Origin of the sequence: Streptomyces sp. NPDC056734, assembly GCF_042790455.1 — a bacterium.
In the GTDB taxonomy this organism is placed as follows: Bacteria; Actinomycetota; Actinomycetes; order Streptomycetales; family Streptomycetaceae; genus Streptomyces.
In genome coordinates, this window is the sequence record NZ_JBHTZD010000005.1 from 212,449 (window position 1) to 230,661 (window position 18,213).

Genomic DNA, 18,213 nt, shown 5'->3' on the forward strand with positions numbered 1-18,213 from the left:
CCTCAGGGGGTACGCGGGCGGCGGCTGAGCGGGGTGCGGATCAGGACGGGCGTCGTTGGTCCTGGTGGGGCGGACGGCCGATGGCCCCGCGCTCCGCGGCGAGCTGTTCCTGTAGTTCGGAGATGCGGGCCCAGGCGTCGCGCTCGGCCTGAACGACGCGCTGCTCGGCCGCCGCCGTCTGCCGGCGGGCCTCCCGAAGGGCGTTGTCCCGTTCGGCGAGCAGGGATTCGGCCCGGCTGAGCCGGGCTTCGGCGGCGGCGAGACGTTCCTCGGCGTGCTCGGTTCGTCCGAGTGCGGCGCGGTACGCCTCGCCGTGCTCTTCCCGCAGCTGTGCGACGCGTTCCTCACCCTCGGTCCGCACGTGCCGTTCACGGCGGGCGAGGGATCTGTCGACACGGCTCAGCAGTGCCTGTTCCAGCGCGTCGAGTTGCGCTTCGGTGTTCGCCCGGGACTCGGCGAGGTCCGCTCGGGCGGCCCGGCGCTCTTCGTCCAATTGCCGCCGGTGATCCTGCCGCAGCTGCTCCAGCCGCGCCTCGTGCGCTCGGCGGACTTCGGCGAGGCTCGTGTCGGCGGGGGGCTCTTCGCGGTCCGTTGTCGTGGCGCGGTCCGCTGTCGCGGCGCGGTCCGCTGTCGCGGCCTGATGCGTCTTCTTGGCGTGGTCCATGTCGGCAGCGTGTCCCGCATTCTCGGCGTGAGTCATTTCGTGAGCCTGAGCCGCGTCCTGGGTATGAGCCTCACCATCGGCCGGGACCGCGTCATCGGCCTGGGCCCCTTCATCGGCCGGGACCGCACCCTCGGCTTGGGCTCCCCCGTCGGCCAAGACCGCACTCTCGGCTTGGGCCCCCTCGCCGGCCGGGACCGCACCCTCGGCCTGGGCTCCCCCGTCGGCCAAGACCGCACCCTCGGCCTGGGCCCCCTCGCCGGCCAAGACCCCACCCTCAACCCCGACCGCACCATCAGCCAAGACCCCACCCTCAGCCCCGACCCCACCACCGGCCTCGGCGGCCATCCCCGCCTGGCCCGGCTTGCGTTGCGCAATCGCGGTGAACTCCCGCAGCGCGTCCCGCGCGGCGAGCCGCGATTCGATGTGCACCAAGGGCTTCCTGGCCAGGTAGGCACGAGGGGTGAGGCCGACCAGTGCCTCGGACGGCCGCTCGAAGAAGTCCTCGGGTCGCTGCCCGGACTCCCCCACGGCGTCGAAGACGCGCCGCAGCACCTCCAGCGCCGCGAGCACAGGGCGGTCGATGGCCTCGGGCTCCTGACCGGCGCGCGCCACACGGTCGGCGGCAGGCTGTCCGAGCAGCACCGCCAGTTGCAGGTACCCGACCGAGACCAGCGCGTACTCGGCGAGCCAGGCCACGCCTTCGGCCGGTGCGGCGGCCATGCGCCGTGCCGCGTCCCAGTCGGACGTGTGCCGCCCTGCCGCGGCCGGCTGTGGTACTCCCTCGGTGTCAACCGTCGCCACGGAGTCACCCTCCCTGTCAACCGTCGCCACCGATCCGCCCTCCGTGGCGACGGTCGCCGCAGAGTCCTCAACCGGCACGACGGCGGTCGTCGGCTCCGCCGGAAGCTGCGCCTCGGGTGCCCGCACCCCGGTGGGCTTCGCCACCGCCCGCCGAGCGACCTCCGGCCCAGCCTCGGCCCGCCCAGCGACCTCCCGCCCAGCCTCGGCCCGCCCAGCGACCTCCCGCCCAGCCTCGGCCCGCCCAGCAACCTCCCGCCCAGCCTCGGCCCGCCCAGCCACCTCCCGCCCGGCCACGGCCTGCCCGGCCTCGGCCCGCCCAGCCGCGGTCCGCCTCTTACCCGCCTTGCCCCCTCCCGTCACCCCAGGCTCGTCGTCCTTCTCTCGTGCCCCGTCCATGCCCAGGATTCCGGCCACCCGCAGCCTCTCCTTCAGCACGGGACGGAGCTTGACCTCAAGCTGCCGAATGCGCTCCCGGGTCACCCCGAACTCACGCCCCAGTTCCTCCAGCGTCGACGGCTCGTCCCCGTCCAGGCCGAGGCGCCGTACGAGAATGCGCTGGTCCCGTCCGCCGAAGGTGGCCACGACCGCCATGACCTGTTCCGTGACCAGCTCCGCCAGGACCACCTGCTCGACCGACGGCACCGGCCGCAGCCACCCCACGAAGTCAGCGAGGGTCGCACCCTCACCCACGACACGGTCGAGCGAGTCCGTACGCCGGCTCAACCGCCGGCACTCCTCCACCTTCGCCAGGCCGACATCGCACAGCACGGCCACATCGGCGGCACTCGCCGGCTTGCCCTGCGCGAGAAGAGACCGTTCCGCGTTCCCCACCTTGCGGATCTGCTCATGCATATGGACCGGGATCCTGATGACGGTGCCCTCGTCCGCGACGGCCCTGCCCAGGGCCTGCCGAACCCACCAGGTCGCATACGTCGAGAACTTGAAGCCCTTGACCGGATCGAACTTCCGGGCAGCGGTCATCAGCCCCAACGCGCCGTGCTGGAACAGGTCGTCGTAGTCCAGCCCCTGTTCCAGATAGCCGCGCAGCAGTGAGTGGACGAGCCGCTGGTTGTGCAGGACCAGACAGTCGCGTGCCCGGATCCTGAGGTCGCCGGGCGGCAGCCCGCCCAGCTCCGCCTGATCCGGCTCACGCGCGGCCTCGCTCGCGCCACCTCGTATCAGCACCCCGAGGCCGGTCTCCGCCTCGGCGCTCAGAAGGCGGTTCTGCGGGCGCCGCTGAAGCCGGTCCTCCGCCAGCACGGCCAGCGCCGCCGCGACAGCCTCCGTGAAGTCCCCCGCCTCCGGCTCCCGCCGGGTCACCGCGACCGCCGGAGCAGGCGGATCGGCCTCCCTGGGCGGCGAGTCCGCGATCCCGCCCAGGGCGCCCGATTCCTGGCCGTCGGATTCCCGCACCAGGGCCCCGGCCCGCAACCCCGCGACCTCCCGGGCATCGAGCCCGGCCATCCGGGCCACCCCGTCCACCACCCGTCGGGTCACATATCCCTCGGCGTCGGCGTAACGCGACAGCAGCCGCCTCACCGGCTCCACACGGGTAAGCGCGTTTTCTTCACGAGTCTGTGCAACCTTTTCGACGATTTCACCGTCGGGGTCTGTATGCACGCGCTCCGCCCGCACCGGCAGCCCCAGCCGGGCCAGCTCGTCCCGCAGCCGATCCCGCTCCCCAGGAGCGAGCCCCAGGACGCGCACGCTCTCCGTGAAGACATCGTCCGGCACCACCCCGTCCACTGCGGCCTGGCGGAACCGGATCAACAGCTCCGCCAGGGTGGCCCTCATACCGGACGCGCCCGCTCCATCGACAGACCGAGGCATCTTTCCCACCCCCCACCTCATGTCACCACGAACCCTAGAGGCGATGCGTTGACGATGTCAACAGACTGACTTCTTCACGGAAGCGACCCTTCCGTGTACAGTGACGGCTGCCGCGCTCCTCCCCTGCGACGATGAGCGGTGCGGCAGCAGGTCAAGGGGTCGCGTTCCGGTGCGGGACCTCGGGCAGAGGACAGAGGAGCGGCAGTGAGCCACGATCTGATCGACGGCAGATTCCGTATCGGCCCTGTCATCGGCCGGGGCAACATGGGCGAGGTGCACCGGGCGGAGGACCTCCAGGCCGCCGAGGGTTCTCCCGAGCGCACGGTCGCCGTGAAGACCGTCCTGCGCCGCCGTACCGGCGTCCTGGTCAGCAGCGGCGGCGACCCCAAGGCCGTGCAGCGCTTCGACCGCGAGGTGCGCATCATGCGCCGGCTGCGGCACCGGAACCTCACCCGGCTCATCGCGGGCGGCATCGCCGCGGACAGCGGCGATCTCCCCTATCTCGCCATGGAGCTGCTGGACGGGGAGACACTGCGGGACCTGATCGCGGAGGAACGGCAGCTGCCCGTCGGCTGGGCCGCCGCGATCGGCGCCCAGATCGCCGACGGCCTCGCCGCCGCGCACACCGCGGGCATCGTGCACCGCGATCTGAAGCCGGCCAATGTCATGCTCACCCAGGGCGGCACGGTGAAGGTCCTCGACTTCGGTATGGGTCGCATCGTCGACGACCCGGACGAGGCCCGGCTGACCAGCACGGGCGTCAGCGTCGGCACGGCCCGGTACATGGCTCCCGAACAGTTCGAGGCCAAGCATGTCACCCAGGCCGCCGATCTCTACGCGCTCGGCTGTGTCCTGTACGAAATGCTGGTCGCCGTACCGCCGTTCACCAGCGAGTCCCCGTACGAGCTGGCCCGCAAGCACACCGGAGTGGACCCGACGCCCGTCGCCGGGATCCGCGGCGAGATCCCCGTCGGGCTGGCCCGTCTGGTGCACCGGCTGCTCGCCAAGGACCCGGCGGCCCGCCCCGCGGACGCCGTGGCGGTCCGGGACGCGCTGCTCCCCCTCGCCGCCGCCGAGGGCGAGACCTCGTCGCTGCCCCACTGGGCCGCCCTGGACCCCACCCGTGTCCTGCGCCCCGCCTCGGCCCTACAGGAGCCGCAGCCACTGCCCGCCGCGCCGAAGGCCGCACCGGCCGGGATGCCCGGCGGCGGCATGGACGTGTTCGGTGTCCACAAGGAGCTGATCGCGGACTACCGGTCCTTCACCGAGGGCGGCACGATCATCCGCGACGACCGCATCGCCGGGTACGTCGAGGAGGACCTCGACAAGAAGTCGCAGTGGCCGAACCCCTGGCTCTCGCTCAACCCCTTCTTCCAGAGCGGCGGCACGGTCGCGGAGCTGGCCGGGCAGCAGGTGCTGCACCCCGAGTGCGCCCGCATCTTCCAGGCGAACAAGACCGCGGGCGGGACCGTCCCCGACGGCCGCCCGCTGACCCTCCACCAGCATCAGCGCGAGGCGCTCGACGCCGCCGCGTCCGGTGCGTCGTACGTGCTGACCACCGGCACCGGGTCCGGCAAGTCGCTCGCCTACATCGTCCCGATCGTCGACAAGGTGCTGCGCCAGCGGGACACCGAGGGCCCGAAGGCGCCCGAGCGGGTCCGGGCGATCATCGTGTATCCGATGAACGCGCTCGCCAACAGCCAGCTCAGGGAGCTGGAGAAGTATCTGCGGGACGGGTACGGGACGGATCGCGAGCCCGTCACCTTCGCCCGGTACACGGGCCAGGAGGACGACGAGAAGCGCAAGGAGATCCGCCGGAATCCGCCGGACATCCTGCTCACCAACTACGTGATGCTGGAGCTGATGCTGACCCGCCCGGCCGACCGGGACAGCCTCATCGACATGGCGCGGGGACTGGAGTTCCTGGTCTTCGACGAACTGCACACCTACCGCGGCCGTCAGGGCGCCGACGTCGCCCTGCTGATCCGCCGGGTCCGCGAGGCCTGCCAGGCCGAGCGGCTCCAGTGCATCGGCACCTCGGCCACCATGTCCACCGAGGGCACGGTGGAGGACCAGAAGCGGGTGGTCGCCGAGGTGGCGAGCACCCTGTTCGGTACGCCGGTCTCGCCCGGGCAGGTCATCGGCGAGACCCTCGTCCGCGCGACCCACGAGACGCCCGCCGCCGTGCCCGCCGACCGTCTCACCTCCCCCGCCGCTCCCCGCGCGTACGACGATCTCGTCCGTGATCCGCTGGCCCGCTGGATCGAGACCCGCTTCGGCCTGGCAACGGACGGCACGACCGGACGGCTCGTACGCCGGCGGCCGGCCCGTATCGAGGACGCGGCGCGGGAACTGCACGAGGGGTCCGGGGTCGACGAGGAGGTGTGCGCCAAGGCCATCCGCGCCACGCTGGAGGCCGGCTCACAGGCCCGTCACCCGGTGACCGAACGGCCGCTGTTCGCGTTCCGGCTGCACCAGTTCCTCTCCAAGGGTGACACCGTCCACGTCACCCTGGAGCACAAGCTCTCCCGCTACCTGACCCGCTCCTACCAGCTCGAAAAGCCGGACAAGAGCGGCAAGCTGCTGATGCCGCTGGCGTTCTGCCGGGAGTGCGGCCAGGAATATCTCACGGTGTGGCGGACCGAGAAGGACGGCGACATCCGCTACGAGGCCCGCCGGGACACCTCCGCGACCGGCGGACGGCAGGGCGACGGCTATCTGTACGTCGACCACGAGCGGGAATGGCCCTCCAGCGTCCAGTACGCGGTGGACGACCGCCGGCTGCCCGAGTCCTGGCTGGAGCTGGACGACAAGGGCCAGGAGGTCCTGAAGAAGTCGTACCGCGACCGGGTGCCGCGTGCGGTCACCGTGGACCCGTTCGGCTACGAGGGGCGCGGCGAGCTGAAGGCCGCGTTCATCCCCTCCCCCTTCCTGTTCTGCCCGCACTGCCAAGTGGCGTACGAGCAGACGCGCGGCCGGGACTTCGCGAAGCTGGCGACCCTGGACCAGGAAGGCCGGTCCTCGGCGACCTCGCTGATCTCGGCGTCGGTGGTGCGGCAGCTCAAGTCGGTGCCGGAGGAGGCGCTGGACAAGGAGGCGCGCAAGCTCCTCACCTTCGTCGACAACCGCCAGGACGCCTCCCTCCAGGCGGGCCACTTCAACGACTTCGTGCAGATCACCCAGTTGCGCGGGGCGCTGTACCGGGCGGCCCTGGACGCGGGCGACGACGGCGTGCACCACGAGGAACTGGCCACCTCGGTCACCAACGCGCTCGCCCTCGACCTGGCGGACTGCACCGGCGACGCCGATCTGCCGCCGTCCCTCGCCCGCAACGCGACCCGGACACTGCGCGAGGTGATCGCCGTCCGGCTCTATCTGGACCTGGAGCGCGGCTGGCGGATCACCATGCCGAACCTGGAGCAGACGGGTCTGCTGGAGATCGGCTACGAGGATCTGGAATGGGTGGCGGGCCGGGAGGACCGGTGGGCGGCCACCCACACGGCGCTGCGGGACGCGGACCCGGCGCTGCGGGCCGAGATCATGAAGGCGCTGCTCAATGAGATGCGCCGGTCGCTGGCCATCGAGGTGTCCTACTTCCGCGACGATGTCTTCGACTCCTTGCAGCGGGCCAGCGAGGAGCGGCTGGTGGACCCGTGGGTCCTGTCGGCGGCCGACAAACCGCGCGTCACCACCGCCTATCCGCATCCCTCCCGCCCCGGCATGGACCGTTCCGGTCTGTTCCTGTCGGCGCGCGGCAAGTTCGGCAAGTATCTGGGGCGCGCGGACGAATCGTTCAGGGTGCGGCCCGGCGGCATGGAGCAGGCCGATGTGCAGGTGGTCATCGCGGACCTGCTGAAGGTGCTGGCGAAGGCGGGCCTGGTGAAGGAGGTGGAGGTCACGCCCCAGCGCGCGGGACGCTATCGCAGGCCCACCGGCCCGGCGGCGACGGGCTACCGGGTGGCCGCCCAGTCGCTCGTCTGGCGGGCGGGCAAGGGCGAGACCGGAACGCACGACCCGCTGACCCGGACGTACCAGAGCGGTGACGGCCCGCGCGTGAACACGTTCTTCCGGGATCTGTACAAGGACGCGGCGGGCGCGCTGTCCGGCCTGTTCGCCCGTGAGCACACCGCGCAGGTCTCCCCCGAGGACCGGGTGCAGCGTGAGGAGGCGTTCCGCAAGGCGGAGCTGAAGCTGCTGTACTGCTCCCCGACGATGGAGCTGGGCGTCGACATCTCGTCGCTGAACGCGGTGATGATGCGCAATGTGCCGCCCACCCCGGCGAACTACGCGCAGCGCTCGGGCCGCGCGGGGCGCAGTGGCCAGCCCGCGCTGGTCACCACGTACTGCGCGACCGGCAACAGCCACGACCAGTACTACTTCCAGCGCTCGGAGCGGATGGTGGCGGGTGCGGTCGCCCCGCCCCGGCTGGATCTGGCCAACGAGGATCTCGTCCTCTCGCATCTCCAGGGCATCTGGATCGCGGAGGCGGGGCTCAGGCTGGGCCGTTCCATCCCCGATGTGCTGGATGTGTCGTACCCGGACACCGGGGAGCGTCCCCACCCGGACCTGGCGCTGCTGAGCGAGATCTCCCTCGCCTCCCACGACGAGGGCGCCCGGCGGCGCACGGTCGAGGCGGCCCTGCGGGTCCTGGGTCCGCTGCTGCCCGACTTCGCCGAGACGACCTGGTGGCACGACGACTGGATCCAGGACAAGGTGCGGACGGTGGCCACGCGGTTCGACGGTGCCTTCGACCGCTGGCGGAATCTGTTCCGTGCCGCGCTGGACGATCAGTACGTGCAGAACCGGCGGCGTCTGGACTACAGCCTGACCGAGGGCGACCGGGTCCGGGCCAACGCCCGCCGCCGGGAGGCCGAGACCCAGCTGAACCTGCTGATGAACGAGAGCGTCGACAGCAAGTCGGTGCTGTCCGACTTCAACCCGTACCGCTATCTGGCGTCCGAGGGCTTCCTGCCGGGGTACAGCTTCCCGCGGCTGCCGCTCGCCGCGTACATCCCGAAGAGCGGGCCGCGCCGGGGCGACGGCGACTATCTCCAGCGGCCCCGTTTCCTCGCGATCCGGGAGTTCGGCCCGGGTGCGCTGATCTATCACGAGGGCGCCCGCTACCAGGTGACCCGCATCCAGCTGCCGCCGGACTCCTCGGGCGAGCTGACGACCGGCGAGGCCCGCCGCTGCCCGCACTGCGGCTACCACCACCCCCCGGAGATCCGGGAGGACCGCTGCGGCTTCTGCGACGAGGAGCTGAGGTCGGCGACGTACGGGCTGCTGCAACTGCACACCGTGTACACCACCCGCCGCGAGCGGATCTCCTCGGACGAGGAGGAGCGGCGCCGGGCGGGCTTCAAGCTGGAGACGTCGTACCGCTTCCACCAGCGTGACGCCACCGACAAGGGCCGGCTGGAGGCGTCCGTCCATGACGACCTGGGCGACCGGATCGCACAGGTGGCGTACGGCGACTCGGCGACCGTCCGGATCACCAACACCGGGCGGGTGCGCGCCAAGCACGACGAACCGGCGGGCTACTGGCTGGATCTGACGGACGGCCGCTGGATGAACGACAAGGACGCCGCCGAGGCGTCCGGCGACTCCAGCGAGCTTCCGGTGATCGACCCGGACGGCAACGAGCGGCGGCGCAAGAAGCGGGTCATCCCTTATGTGGAGGACCGTCGCAACATCCTTGTCCTGACGCTCGCCGAGCCGCTGCCGGAGCCGATCGCGCTGTCCCTGATGTACGCGCTGGAGCGGGGCATCGAGGCGGCGTTCGAGCTGGAGGACGCGGAGCTGTCCAGCGAGCTGCTGCCGCCGGACGACGGTCCGCGTGGCCGCATCCTGTTCACGGAGGCGGCCGAGGGCGGCGCCGGGGTGCTGCGCCGCCTCCAGGCGGAGGACGACGCGGTGGCGAAGGCGGCGCAGCGCGCCCTGGACATCTGCCACTTCGGGCCGGACGGCGAGGACCTGGGCGACGAGGACCACCGCCCCGGCCGGGCCTGTGCGCGCGGCTGCTACGACTGTCTGCTGACGTACGGCAATCAGCTCAACCACCAGCTGATCGACCGGCACACGGTGTCCGCTCTGCTGGTCCGGCTCGCGTCGGCCACCGCACGGCGGGAGTCCCGGGGCGAGTCCCGCTCCGAGCAGTACCGGCGCCTCCTCGCCGACTCCCCCGCCGAGCCGACACCCGCCAACCCGACGTCCTCCGGGCCGACACCCGCCGAGCCGATGTCCACCGAGCTGACACCCGCCGAGCCGACGCCTGTCGAGACCTCGGCCGCCGGACTCGCCGCGCGGGGCGACTTCCTGGGCTGGGCGAAGGCGTGCGGTCTGCGGCTGCCGGACGAGCCCGGCACCTTCCTCACGGAGGCGAACGCGACGCCCGACTTCGTGTACCGGCTGCCCGGCGTGAACGTCGCCGTCTTCGTCGACTCGCCCGACAAGGAGCAGGACGCCTTCCGCGACGAGGACGCCGAGGAACGCCTGTTCAACGCCCGCTGGGACGTCGTCCGCTTCCCGCAGGGCGAGGACTGGACCGCCATCGCCGAGGCCAACGCCCAGTACTTCGGCACTCCCGCCGCCGACTGACCGCCTTCCGCAGAACCAGAGGATCTGACCGACATGTCCCAGACTTACGCCACCGGTTCCCTGGTGAAGGCCCGAGGCCGCGAGTGGGTGGTGCTCCCGAAGAGCAAGCCCGATCTGCTGGTGCTGCGTCCGCTGGGCGGCTCGGACGACGACATCGCCGCCGTGTTCCCGGCGTTCGAGACCGTGGAGGAGGCCCGGTTCGCGCCCCCGGAACCCGGCGACCTGGGCAACCAGCGCGCCGCCGGTCTGCTCCGCACGGCCCTGCGCGTGGGGTTCCGCTCCGGCGCGGGCCCCTTCCGCTCGCTGGCCGGGATCGCGGTGGAGCCACGCGCCTACCAGCTCGTACCGCTGCTGATGGCGCTGCGGCAGAAGACGGTCCGGATGCTGATCTCCGACGATGTCGGCATCGGCAAGACGATCGAGGCGGGCCTGATCGCGAGCGAACTCCTCGCGCAGGGCGAGGCGACGGGTCTGGCCGTACTGTGCTCGCCCGCGCTGGCCGAGCAGTGGCAGCAGGAGCTGCGGAGCAAGTTCGGCATCGACGCCGAACTGGTCCTGTCGTCGACCGTCTCGCGTCTCGAACGCGGCCTGGACCTGGGCCAGTCCCTCTTCGACAAGTACCCGAACGTGATCGTGTCGACGGACTTCATCAAGTCCCCGCGCCACCGCGACGACTTCGTCCGCCACTGCCCCGACCTGGTGATCGTGGACGAGGCGCACACCTGTGTGGCCGCCGACGACACCTCCGCGAACACCCAGAACCAGCTCCGCTACGAGCTGCTGCGCCGGGTCGCCGAGGACACCGGCCGACATCTGCTGCTGGTGACGGCGACCCCGCACAGCGGCAAGGAGTCCGCGTTCCGCAATCTGCTGGGGCTGGTCAAGCCCGAACTGGCGACGGTCAGCCTGGACTCCGAGTCCGGCCGGAGACTGCTGGCCCAGCATTTCGTGGCCCGCAAGCGGGCGGATGTGCGCCAGTACCTCACCAAGGAGGACGGGCTCGGCGACGACTCGCTGGCCGAGCGCACGGCGTTCCCCTCGGACCGCTACTTCAAGGACGAGACCTACAAGCTGTCCCCCGAGTACCGGGCCCTGCTGGACGACGCCATCGCGTACGCCGGTGAGCGGGTCGAGGAGGCGGGCGGACAGGGCAGGCGGGAGGCGCGGATCGCCTGGTGGTCGGCGATCGCGCTGCTGCGGTCGCTGGTGTCGTCGCCGCGGGCCGCCGCGCAGACCCTGCGGACCCGCTCGGCGGCGGCCATCGCCGCGTCGGCGGAGGAGGCCGACCTGCTGGGCGCCCCGCTCACCAGCGACGCGGCCGACAGCGACGCCATGGAGGGCATGGACGTGGCCCCGGGCGCGGAGATCGCCGAGAACGACCCGCGGTCCCGGCTGGGTGAACTCGCGCTCCGCGCCGCGGAGTTGGAGGGCCCTGCCAAGGATCTCAAGCTCAAGGCGCTGATCAAGCATCTCAAGGCGCTCCTCGCGGACGGCCACAACCCGATCGTGTTCTGCCGCTACATCCCGACCGCCGAGTACCTCGCCGACCAGCTGGCGAACGACAAGGAGAGCGGCAGGCGCGGCCCGCTCGGTGCCAGGACCGTCGTCAAGGCGGTCACCGGCACGATCTCCCCGCAGCAGCGCATCGAGCGCATCGAGCGGCTCGCCGCCGAGGCGGGCGAGGACGCCGCCGCCCGCCGCGTGCTGATCGCCACCGACTGTCTGTCCGAGGGTGTCAACCTCCAGCATCACTTCGATGCCGTCGTCCACTACGACCTGGCCTGGAACCCGACCCGCCACGACCAGCGCGAGGGCCGCGTCGACCGGTACGGCCAGCGCCGCGACCAGGTCCGGGTCATCACGGTCTACGGCGACGACAACGGCATCGACGGCAAGGTCCTCGAAGTCCTGATCAGGAAGCACCGCCAGATCAAGAAGGACCTCGGCATCTCCGTCTCCATCCCCGACGAACTGTCGACGGGCGTCACGGACGCGATCGTGGAATGGCTGCTGATGCGCGGCCGGGAGGGCCAGCAGGACACCCTGTTCGGCTCCGAAGCCCTGGACACGGCCGCGGACAAGGTGGCGAGCGACTGGAACTCGGCGGCCGAGCGCGAGAAGGCGTCGCGCTCCCGGTTCGCACAGCGCTCGATCCACCCGCAGGACGTGGCCCGCGAGGTCACCTCGATCCGGCAGGCACTGGGCGGCGCGGGCGAGATCACGACGTTCGTACGGGAGTCGCTGGAGGCCCTGGGGGCGGTGCTGCGCGTCACCGGCGAGGACTTCACCGCGCAGGTGGGCGGCACGCCCGCCGGACTGCGGGACGCGCTCGCTCCGGCCATAGGCGCGGAGGCGATCGACAAGGACCGGCCGATCCCCTTCCGTACCGATCCGGCGGTGGCACGCGGCGAGGCGGCCCTGGTCCGCACGGACCCGGTGGTCGGCGCGCTGGCGACCCATGTCCTGAACGCGGCGCTCGACAAGAAGGCGCCCGGTGCCCGCCCGGCCCGCCGCTGCGGAGTCGTCACGACGGACGCCGTCGGCACCGCGACGACCCTGCTCCTGGTCCGCTACCGCTTCCACCTCACCCTGCCCTCCCGCAACGGCGAGAAGCAGCTCGTCGCGGAGGACGCGAGGCTGGTGGCCTTCGAGGGCTCCGCGAAGAACGCCGTGTGGCTGGCCCCCGAACGGGCGGCGGAGCTGCTCGACGCGCGGGCGTCCCTGAGCACGGACCCCCACTACGGCGAGCGCACGATGACCCGCGTGCTCGGCCGGCTCGACGAGGTGCGCGAGCATCTGGCGTCGTACGGCGAGGAACTGGCCGCCGAGCTGGACACCTCGCACCGACGGGTCCGGGCCGCCTCCGGCGAGATCGTCCGGGGCCTGTCCGTCACGGCCCAGAAGCCCGCCGACGTCCTCGGCGTGTACGTCTACCTGCCCACCACCGCCACCACCGCGACCGCTCCGGGAGTGTCCGCCTGATGTCCGCCACCACCCGCCACCAGGTGTTCACCGCCGTCCACACGGTCGGCGGGCTGCTGCCGGCCGACATGCTGGTACGGATCTCCGAGGGCAAGGCCACCAAGGATCTCAAGGGTCTCGCCCCCGCCGACTACCGCATCCCGGGTTCCCGCTCGGTCCGTGACGAGGCGGAGCGCCAGTGGGAGAACCTGAAGTCGCTGTGGCGCGAGCTGCGCGAGAAGCTGCCGCCGGAGCCGGAGGTGTCGGTCCGCCCCGACAGCACGGGGTACGCCCGCGCCAACTGGGTGGAACCGCTGTTCGAGGCCCTGGGCTTCGGCCGTCTCACCCCGGTGGGGGGCGGCGGCATCGCGGCCGCCGACGGCACGAAGACGTTCCCCGTCACCCACCGCCGGGACAACACGCTGGTCCATGTGACGGCATGGAACGTCCGGTTGGACAAGCACCAGGGCCCGGGCTCACCCGCCCCCCAGTCACTGCTCCAGGAGACACTCAACCGCACCGACGCCCACCTGTGGGCCCTGCTCACCAACGGCCGCCAGCTCCGCCTCCTGCGCGACTCGAACGCCCTCGCCACCACGTCGTACGTCGAGTTCGACCTCGAAGCCATCTTCGACGGCGAACTGTTCAGCGAGTTCGTCGTCCTCTACCGCCTGCTGCACGCCTCCCGCTTCGAGAGCCCCCAGGGCGGCTCCCAGCTGACGTGCTGGCTGGAGGTCTGGCGGGACGCCGCGATCCGTCTCGGCGCGCGCTTCCTGGACGACATAAGCGAAGGCGTCCGGCTGGCCATCAGGGAGCTGGGCACCGGCTTCCTGAAGCACCCGGACAACAGCGCCCTGCGCGAGAACTTCGACCGCGACGACTACCACAAGGCGCTGCTGCGCCTGGTCTACCGCCTGCTCTTCGTCTTCGTCGCCGAGGACCGTGACGCGCTCCACCCGCCGGAGGCGACCGCGCAGGCACGCGAGCGGTACGCCGACTACTTCGCGACGTCCCGCCTGCGCGAGCAGTCCCGCCGCCGCCGGGGCACCTCGCACTCCGACCGCTGGCAGGCCCTGAGCCTGGTGCTGGGGGCGCTGGGCGACGAGGACGGCCGCCCGGAACTGGGCCTGCCCGGCCTCGGCGGCCTCTTCGACCCCACCCCGGCGGACGCGCCCCTGCACGGCCTGTCCCTCTCCAACGAACACCTGCTCTCCGCCGTACGCCACCTCGCGGCCGTCCGCGACTCGGAGGCGGCCCGCCTGCGGACCGTCGACTACCGCACCCTCGACGCGGAGGAACTGGGCGCGATCTACGAGTCCCTCCTCGACCTCGTCCCCCAGGCGGGCCCGGACCGCACCTTCGAGCTGGTGCCCCGCGCGGGCAACGAACGCAAGAAGACGGGCTCGTACTACACGCCGAGTTCGCTGGTGGAGGTGCTCCTCGACTCCACCCTCGATCCCGTCATCCAGGCCGCGCAGGAGCGTGGCGAGAAAAAGGCGGCGGAGGCTCGGCAGTCCGACGCCGCCGCCCGCGAGACCATCGCCGCCGAGCTGCTCACCCTGACGGTCTGCGACCCCGCCTGCGGCTCCGGCCACTTCCTGGTCGCCGCCGCACGCCGTATCGCCAAGCGGGTGGCGGCCGTGCGCGACCAGACGCCGGAGCCCACGCCGGAGAGCGTCCGGCACGCGCTGCACGATGTGATCGCCCGGTGCGTGTACGGCGTCGACCTCAACCCGATGGCCGTCGAGCTGGCCAAGGTCTCCCTGTGGATGGAGGCCCTGGAGCCCGGCAAGGCGCTCGGCTTCCTGGACGCCCACGTGAAGCTGGGCAACGGGCTGATCGGGGCGACGCCCGCGCTCTTGCGGGGTGGGATTCCGGAGGCGGCGTTCAAGGTCGTGGAGGGCGACGAGAAGTCGGTCGCGACGGCCTGGCTGAAGCGCAACAAGGAGGAACACCAGGGGATCGTCATGCTCGACGCCGCCCTGGAGGAGTCGGTGAGCGTCACCAACACAGTCTTCGGCTCCGAGCTGCGCACCCTCGTGGACACGTCCCCCACGGACAAACTCGGCCAGGTCCGCAAGCTCGCCGAGCGGTATCACGCGTGGGAGAAGTCCCGGGCGTACACGGACGCCCTCAAGATCGCCGACGCGTGGTGCGCGGCGTTCATGTGGGAGAAGACGGGGGATGCGGCACCGCCGGTGACTCAGCGGGTGTTCTTGTCACTCCAGGATGCCGAGGGGGAGGGGGCGCTGGAGGAGACGCATCGGGAGATCGAGCGGCTCAGTGGGGAGTACCGGTTCTTCCATTGGCATTTGGAGTTTCCGGATGTGTTCCATGTGCCGGGGGATCTGGCGGCGGTGGGGGTTGATCCGGTCACGGGGTGGGCGGGGGGATTTGACTGTGTGTTGGGGAATCCGCCGTGGGACAGACTTGAATTTGAGGACAAGAAATACTTCAGTGCGGTGGCGCCGTCCATCGCTGAAATCTCTGGCGATACAGCACGCAGGAAACGCATCGAAGCGTGGATGTCAGAGAGCCCCGAGGCTGGCCAGCAGTACACGGAAGCTAGGCGCAAACTGAAGTCGACGTTCATGTTCACAGGAGCCTCTGACGCTTTCCCCTTGTGTGCAAAGGGACTTTCACTTGGTGGCGTCACCAAGCTTCAAGTGGACCAGTTGTTCACCGAGAGGTTTGTTTCTGTTACGGCGCCCAAGGGGCGCTGCGGAACGATCGTACCCACTCAGATCGCTACCGGTGCAGGTGCGCAGTTCCTCTTTCAGGATCTGACGCGGCGGGCCGCCTTGAAGCATCTTTACGACTTCGAGAACGGCCGACGGGAGAAGCTTTTCCCAGCGGTGGACTCCCGTTACTCCTTCTCTCTGATCTCGCTCACGGGCCGGGACCTGGCTGAGTCCTCTGCTCGCTTCGCCTTCTCTCTAGGACACGCCGACGAGCTAGCCGATGGCCAGGCCGTGTTCGAGTTGTCGCCTAGTGAGATCCAGCTCATCAACCCGAACACGGGAACGCTGCCAGTATTCCGAACGCGTCGGGATGCCGACCTTACGGCAGACATTCAGCGCCGGATTCCAGTGCTGGTCAATGAAAAACAAGTCGACGGCAACCCATGGGCCGTCGTCTTCAAATACCTGGTCCGGAGTGCAAACGACGCAGACTTGCTCCGCGATCGAACTTCATTGGAGGACGAAGGCTGGGAGCTGACGGGAAACGTCTTCGTTCGGGACGGCGAACGGATGCTGCCGTTGTACGAGGCAAAGATGGTTGACTTCTTCAATCCTCGTGCGGCTGATGTAGTGAAAAGCCTTACAGCCGTGAACCGCCAAAACCAGCCCAGCTATCTCACGGAATCGGAACTGTGCGATCCTTACCGTCTTCCGATCCCGCTCTACTGGGTCACCGAATCTGGCCGAGTGCGAGCAGTTCACAAAGGAAAGGAATCCTATGTCCCAGGGGTTTCCCTCCGCCTAGACGAGGTGAATTGGAAGCGTGAGTGGCTGATCGGCTGGTGCGACGTGACATCTGCAACCAATGAGCGGACCGCCATCCCTACCATCCTTCCAAGAGTCGCTGCCCTCCACACATTGCCGTTGATGTTTCCGGGCAAACCCGCCCGCCAGACCGCAGCGCTTGTCGCGGCCCAGAGTTCCCTGGTCTTCGACTTCGTGGCTCGCCAGAAGGTCGGCGGCATTCATCTAGCACTCATGACCTGGAAACAGCTCCCCGTCCCTCACCCCGACGACTTGGCCAGCCACACCCCGTTCATCTCCTCCCGCATTCTCGAACTCATCTATACGGCCTGGGACATGGACGCTTTCGCCAAGGATCTCGGGGACACCGGATCCCCCTTCATCTGGAGCAGGGATCGCCGCGTCCAGCTTCGCGCTGAACTGGATGCCTATTTTCTCCGCCTCTATGGAGTGTCAGCCGAGGACGCTGACTACATCCTGGAGTCGTTCCAGACCAGGAACGGCGGCCTCAAGAACAACGAGATCGCCAAGTACGGCGAGTACCGCACCAAGCGCCTGGTCCTCACCGAGTACGACCGCATGGCACAGGCCGGACTCAGCCTGGAGACCCCGCTGATCGACGGCGAGAACTACACCTCCACCCTCACCCCGCCCCCGGGCCAGGGCCCCCGACACGAGGCCCGGCCCGAGGCCGGATGACGTTCCGCCGCCGTACGGCTGGGTCCCCGAAGGGCTCAGCCGCGCGAGGCGTACCGCACGAACGACGTCCAGCCGTCGCGCCCGACCGCGAAGTGAGGTCGGGCCACGTCCTTGGAGTCCCGTACGCAGATGGCCTGACCGGTAAGGGCGACCTCTATGCAGTCGTCGCCCTGACTGCCGCTGTAGCTCGACTTGAACCAGGCGAGTTCGGTCATCCTCATAGCTCTCCTCGAATTCGCTCCAACAGGCCCCGCGAGTCTTCGGGGTTCAGAGCCTGCGAGCGCAGTGTGTCATAGCGCTGCTGGAGGAGACTCACCTCTTTCGCGTCAGCGATTAGGCGACCGTTCTGCTGTCCCTCGGAGTATCCGAACCGCCGTCCCGTCGGTGTCTCCAGCAACCGCACCGGTCCATCCAGACACGCATGCAACCGCCCCTCCAGCGGCATGATCTGAAGCGTCACGTTGCGGGTCGCACTGTGCTCCAGCACGTGATCGAGCATGTCCCGCATCTGCTCGGCGTCCCCGAATCGGCGTCGGAAGACATGCTCCTCCACGATGAAGCTGAACGGAACAGTCGGCCGCTCGTGCAGCATCCTCTGCCGCTTCAGCCGCCCGGCCATCCATTTGTCCAACTGGTCATCCGTGGCCACCGGAATCGTGCCCTCGAACACCGCCCGCGCGTACCCCTCCGACTGCAAAAGCCCCGGCACCAGCCGACACTCATACGTGCACAGACTCACCGCCCGCTTCTCCAGCCTCGCCCACTGCTGGAACCAGGCCGCCAGCCCCACCTCCGCCCGCGTGAGAAACCGCGCCCCACTCCGGAGGGCGCCCGTGTTCCCCAGCGCCTCCTCCCCCCGTTCCACGAACGACTCGTCCGGCATCCGGCGCCCCCGCTCCACCGACTCCACCGTGTGTTTGGAGTACCGGACCATGTCCGCGAACTCGACCCTGCTGTACCCGGCGTGTTCGCGCAGGGCCTGGACGACGGCCCCGAAGGTCCGCAGACTGTCCGAGGGGGCGGGCTCGCGCTCCACCTCGTCGGCCGTCAGCTCATCGTCGTCGCCGATCTCCGTACCGTCGTCCGTCATGCGCGGCCACCTCCAGGTGCGTACGTGCGCGGGTCCCCGCGATCGATCCACCCAGAGTGACGGCGAGACCGACGTACCGTCTACAG

At 70.1% G+C, this 18,213-nt stretch carries 6 protein-coding genes; 3 read left to right on the plus strand and 3 right to left on the minus strand.

Annotated elements, in window-relative coordinates; translation table 11 throughout:
• Nucleotides 1-40: 40 nt before the first annotated feature.
• On the minus strand, nt 41-3,259 hold the full coding sequence (locus ACFRFC_RS09385) for a sigma-70 family RNA polymerase sigma factor (protein ID WP_382684449.1): 3,219 nt from the start codon (nt 3,257-3,259) through the stop codon (nt 41-43).
• Between the two features lie 240 nt (nt 3,260-3,499).
• Between ACFRFC_RS09385 and ACFRFC_RS09390 the strand changes: the two genes are divergently transcribed.
• The 3 genes from ACFRFC_RS09390 to ACFRFC_RS09400 are packed head-to-tail and all read left to right on the plus strand — an operon-like array spanning nt 3,500 to nt 17,037.
• Entirely contained in the window at nt 3,500-9,892 is a 6,393-nt protein-coding gene (locus tag ACFRFC_RS09390) for a protein kinase (protein ID WP_382684446.1), read from the plus strand.
• 33 nt (nt 9,893-9,925) lie between these two features.
• The gene (locus ACFRFC_RS09395; protein WP_382684443.1) at nt 9,926-12,874 is read left to right on the plus strand and encodes a helicase-related protein; all 2,949 of its coding nucleotides are present in this window, start codon (nt 9,926-9,928) and stop codon (nt 12,872-12,874) included.
• Entirely contained in the window at nt 12,874-17,037 is a 4,164-nt protein-coding gene (locus ACFRFC_RS09400) for an Eco57I restriction-modification methylase domain-containing protein (protein ID WP_382684440.1), read from the plus strand. The genes ACFRFC_RS09395 and ACFRFC_RS09400 overlap by 1 nt, the downstream gene beginning before the upstream one ends.
• Nucleotides 17,038-17,072: 35 nt before the next feature.
• Here ACFRFC_RS09400 and ACFRFC_RS09405 read toward each other — a convergent pair whose 3' ends face one another.
• Nucleotides 17,073-17,258, minus strand: a complete 186-nt coding sequence (locus tag ACFRFC_RS09405) for a DUF397 domain-containing protein (RefSeq protein ID WP_382684438.1) — start codon at nt 17,256-17,258, stop codon at nt 17,073-17,075.
• The gene (locus ACFRFC_RS09410) at nt 17,255-18,127 is read right to left on the minus strand and encodes a Scr1 family TA system antitoxin-like transcriptional regulator (RefSeq protein ID WP_382684435.1); all 873 of its coding nucleotides are present in this window, start codon (nt 18,125-18,127) and stop codon (nt 17,255-17,257) included. Before ACFRFC_RS09410 ends, ACFRFC_RS09405 begins: the two co-directional genes overlap by 4 nt.
• Between the last annotated feature and the right edge of the window lie 86 nt (nt 18,128-18,213).

Bases quoted from the DNA above. Each gene is read 5' to 3' on its own strand.
- ACFRFC_RS09395 (WP_382684443.1), top strand. From the start codon at position 9,926: ATGTCCCAGACTTACGCCACCGGTTCCCTGGTGAAGGCCCGAGGCCGC.
- ACFRFC_RS09400 (WP_382684440.1), top strand. From the start codon at position 12,874: ATGTCCGCCACCACCCGCCACCAGGTGTTCACCGCCGTCCACACGGTC.
- ACFRFC_RS09410 (WP_382684435.1), bottom strand. From the start codon at position 18,127: ATGACGGACGACGGTACGGAGATCGGCGACGACGATGAGCTGACGGCC.
- ACFRFC_RS09405 (WP_382684438.1), bottom strand. From the start codon at position 17,258: ATGAGGATGACCGAACTCGCCTGGTTCAAGTCGAGCTACAGCGGCAGT.
- ACFRFC_RS09385 (WP_382684449.1), bottom strand. From the start codon at position 3,259: ATGAGGGCCACCCTGGCGGAGCTGTTGATCCGGTTCCGCCAGGCCGCA.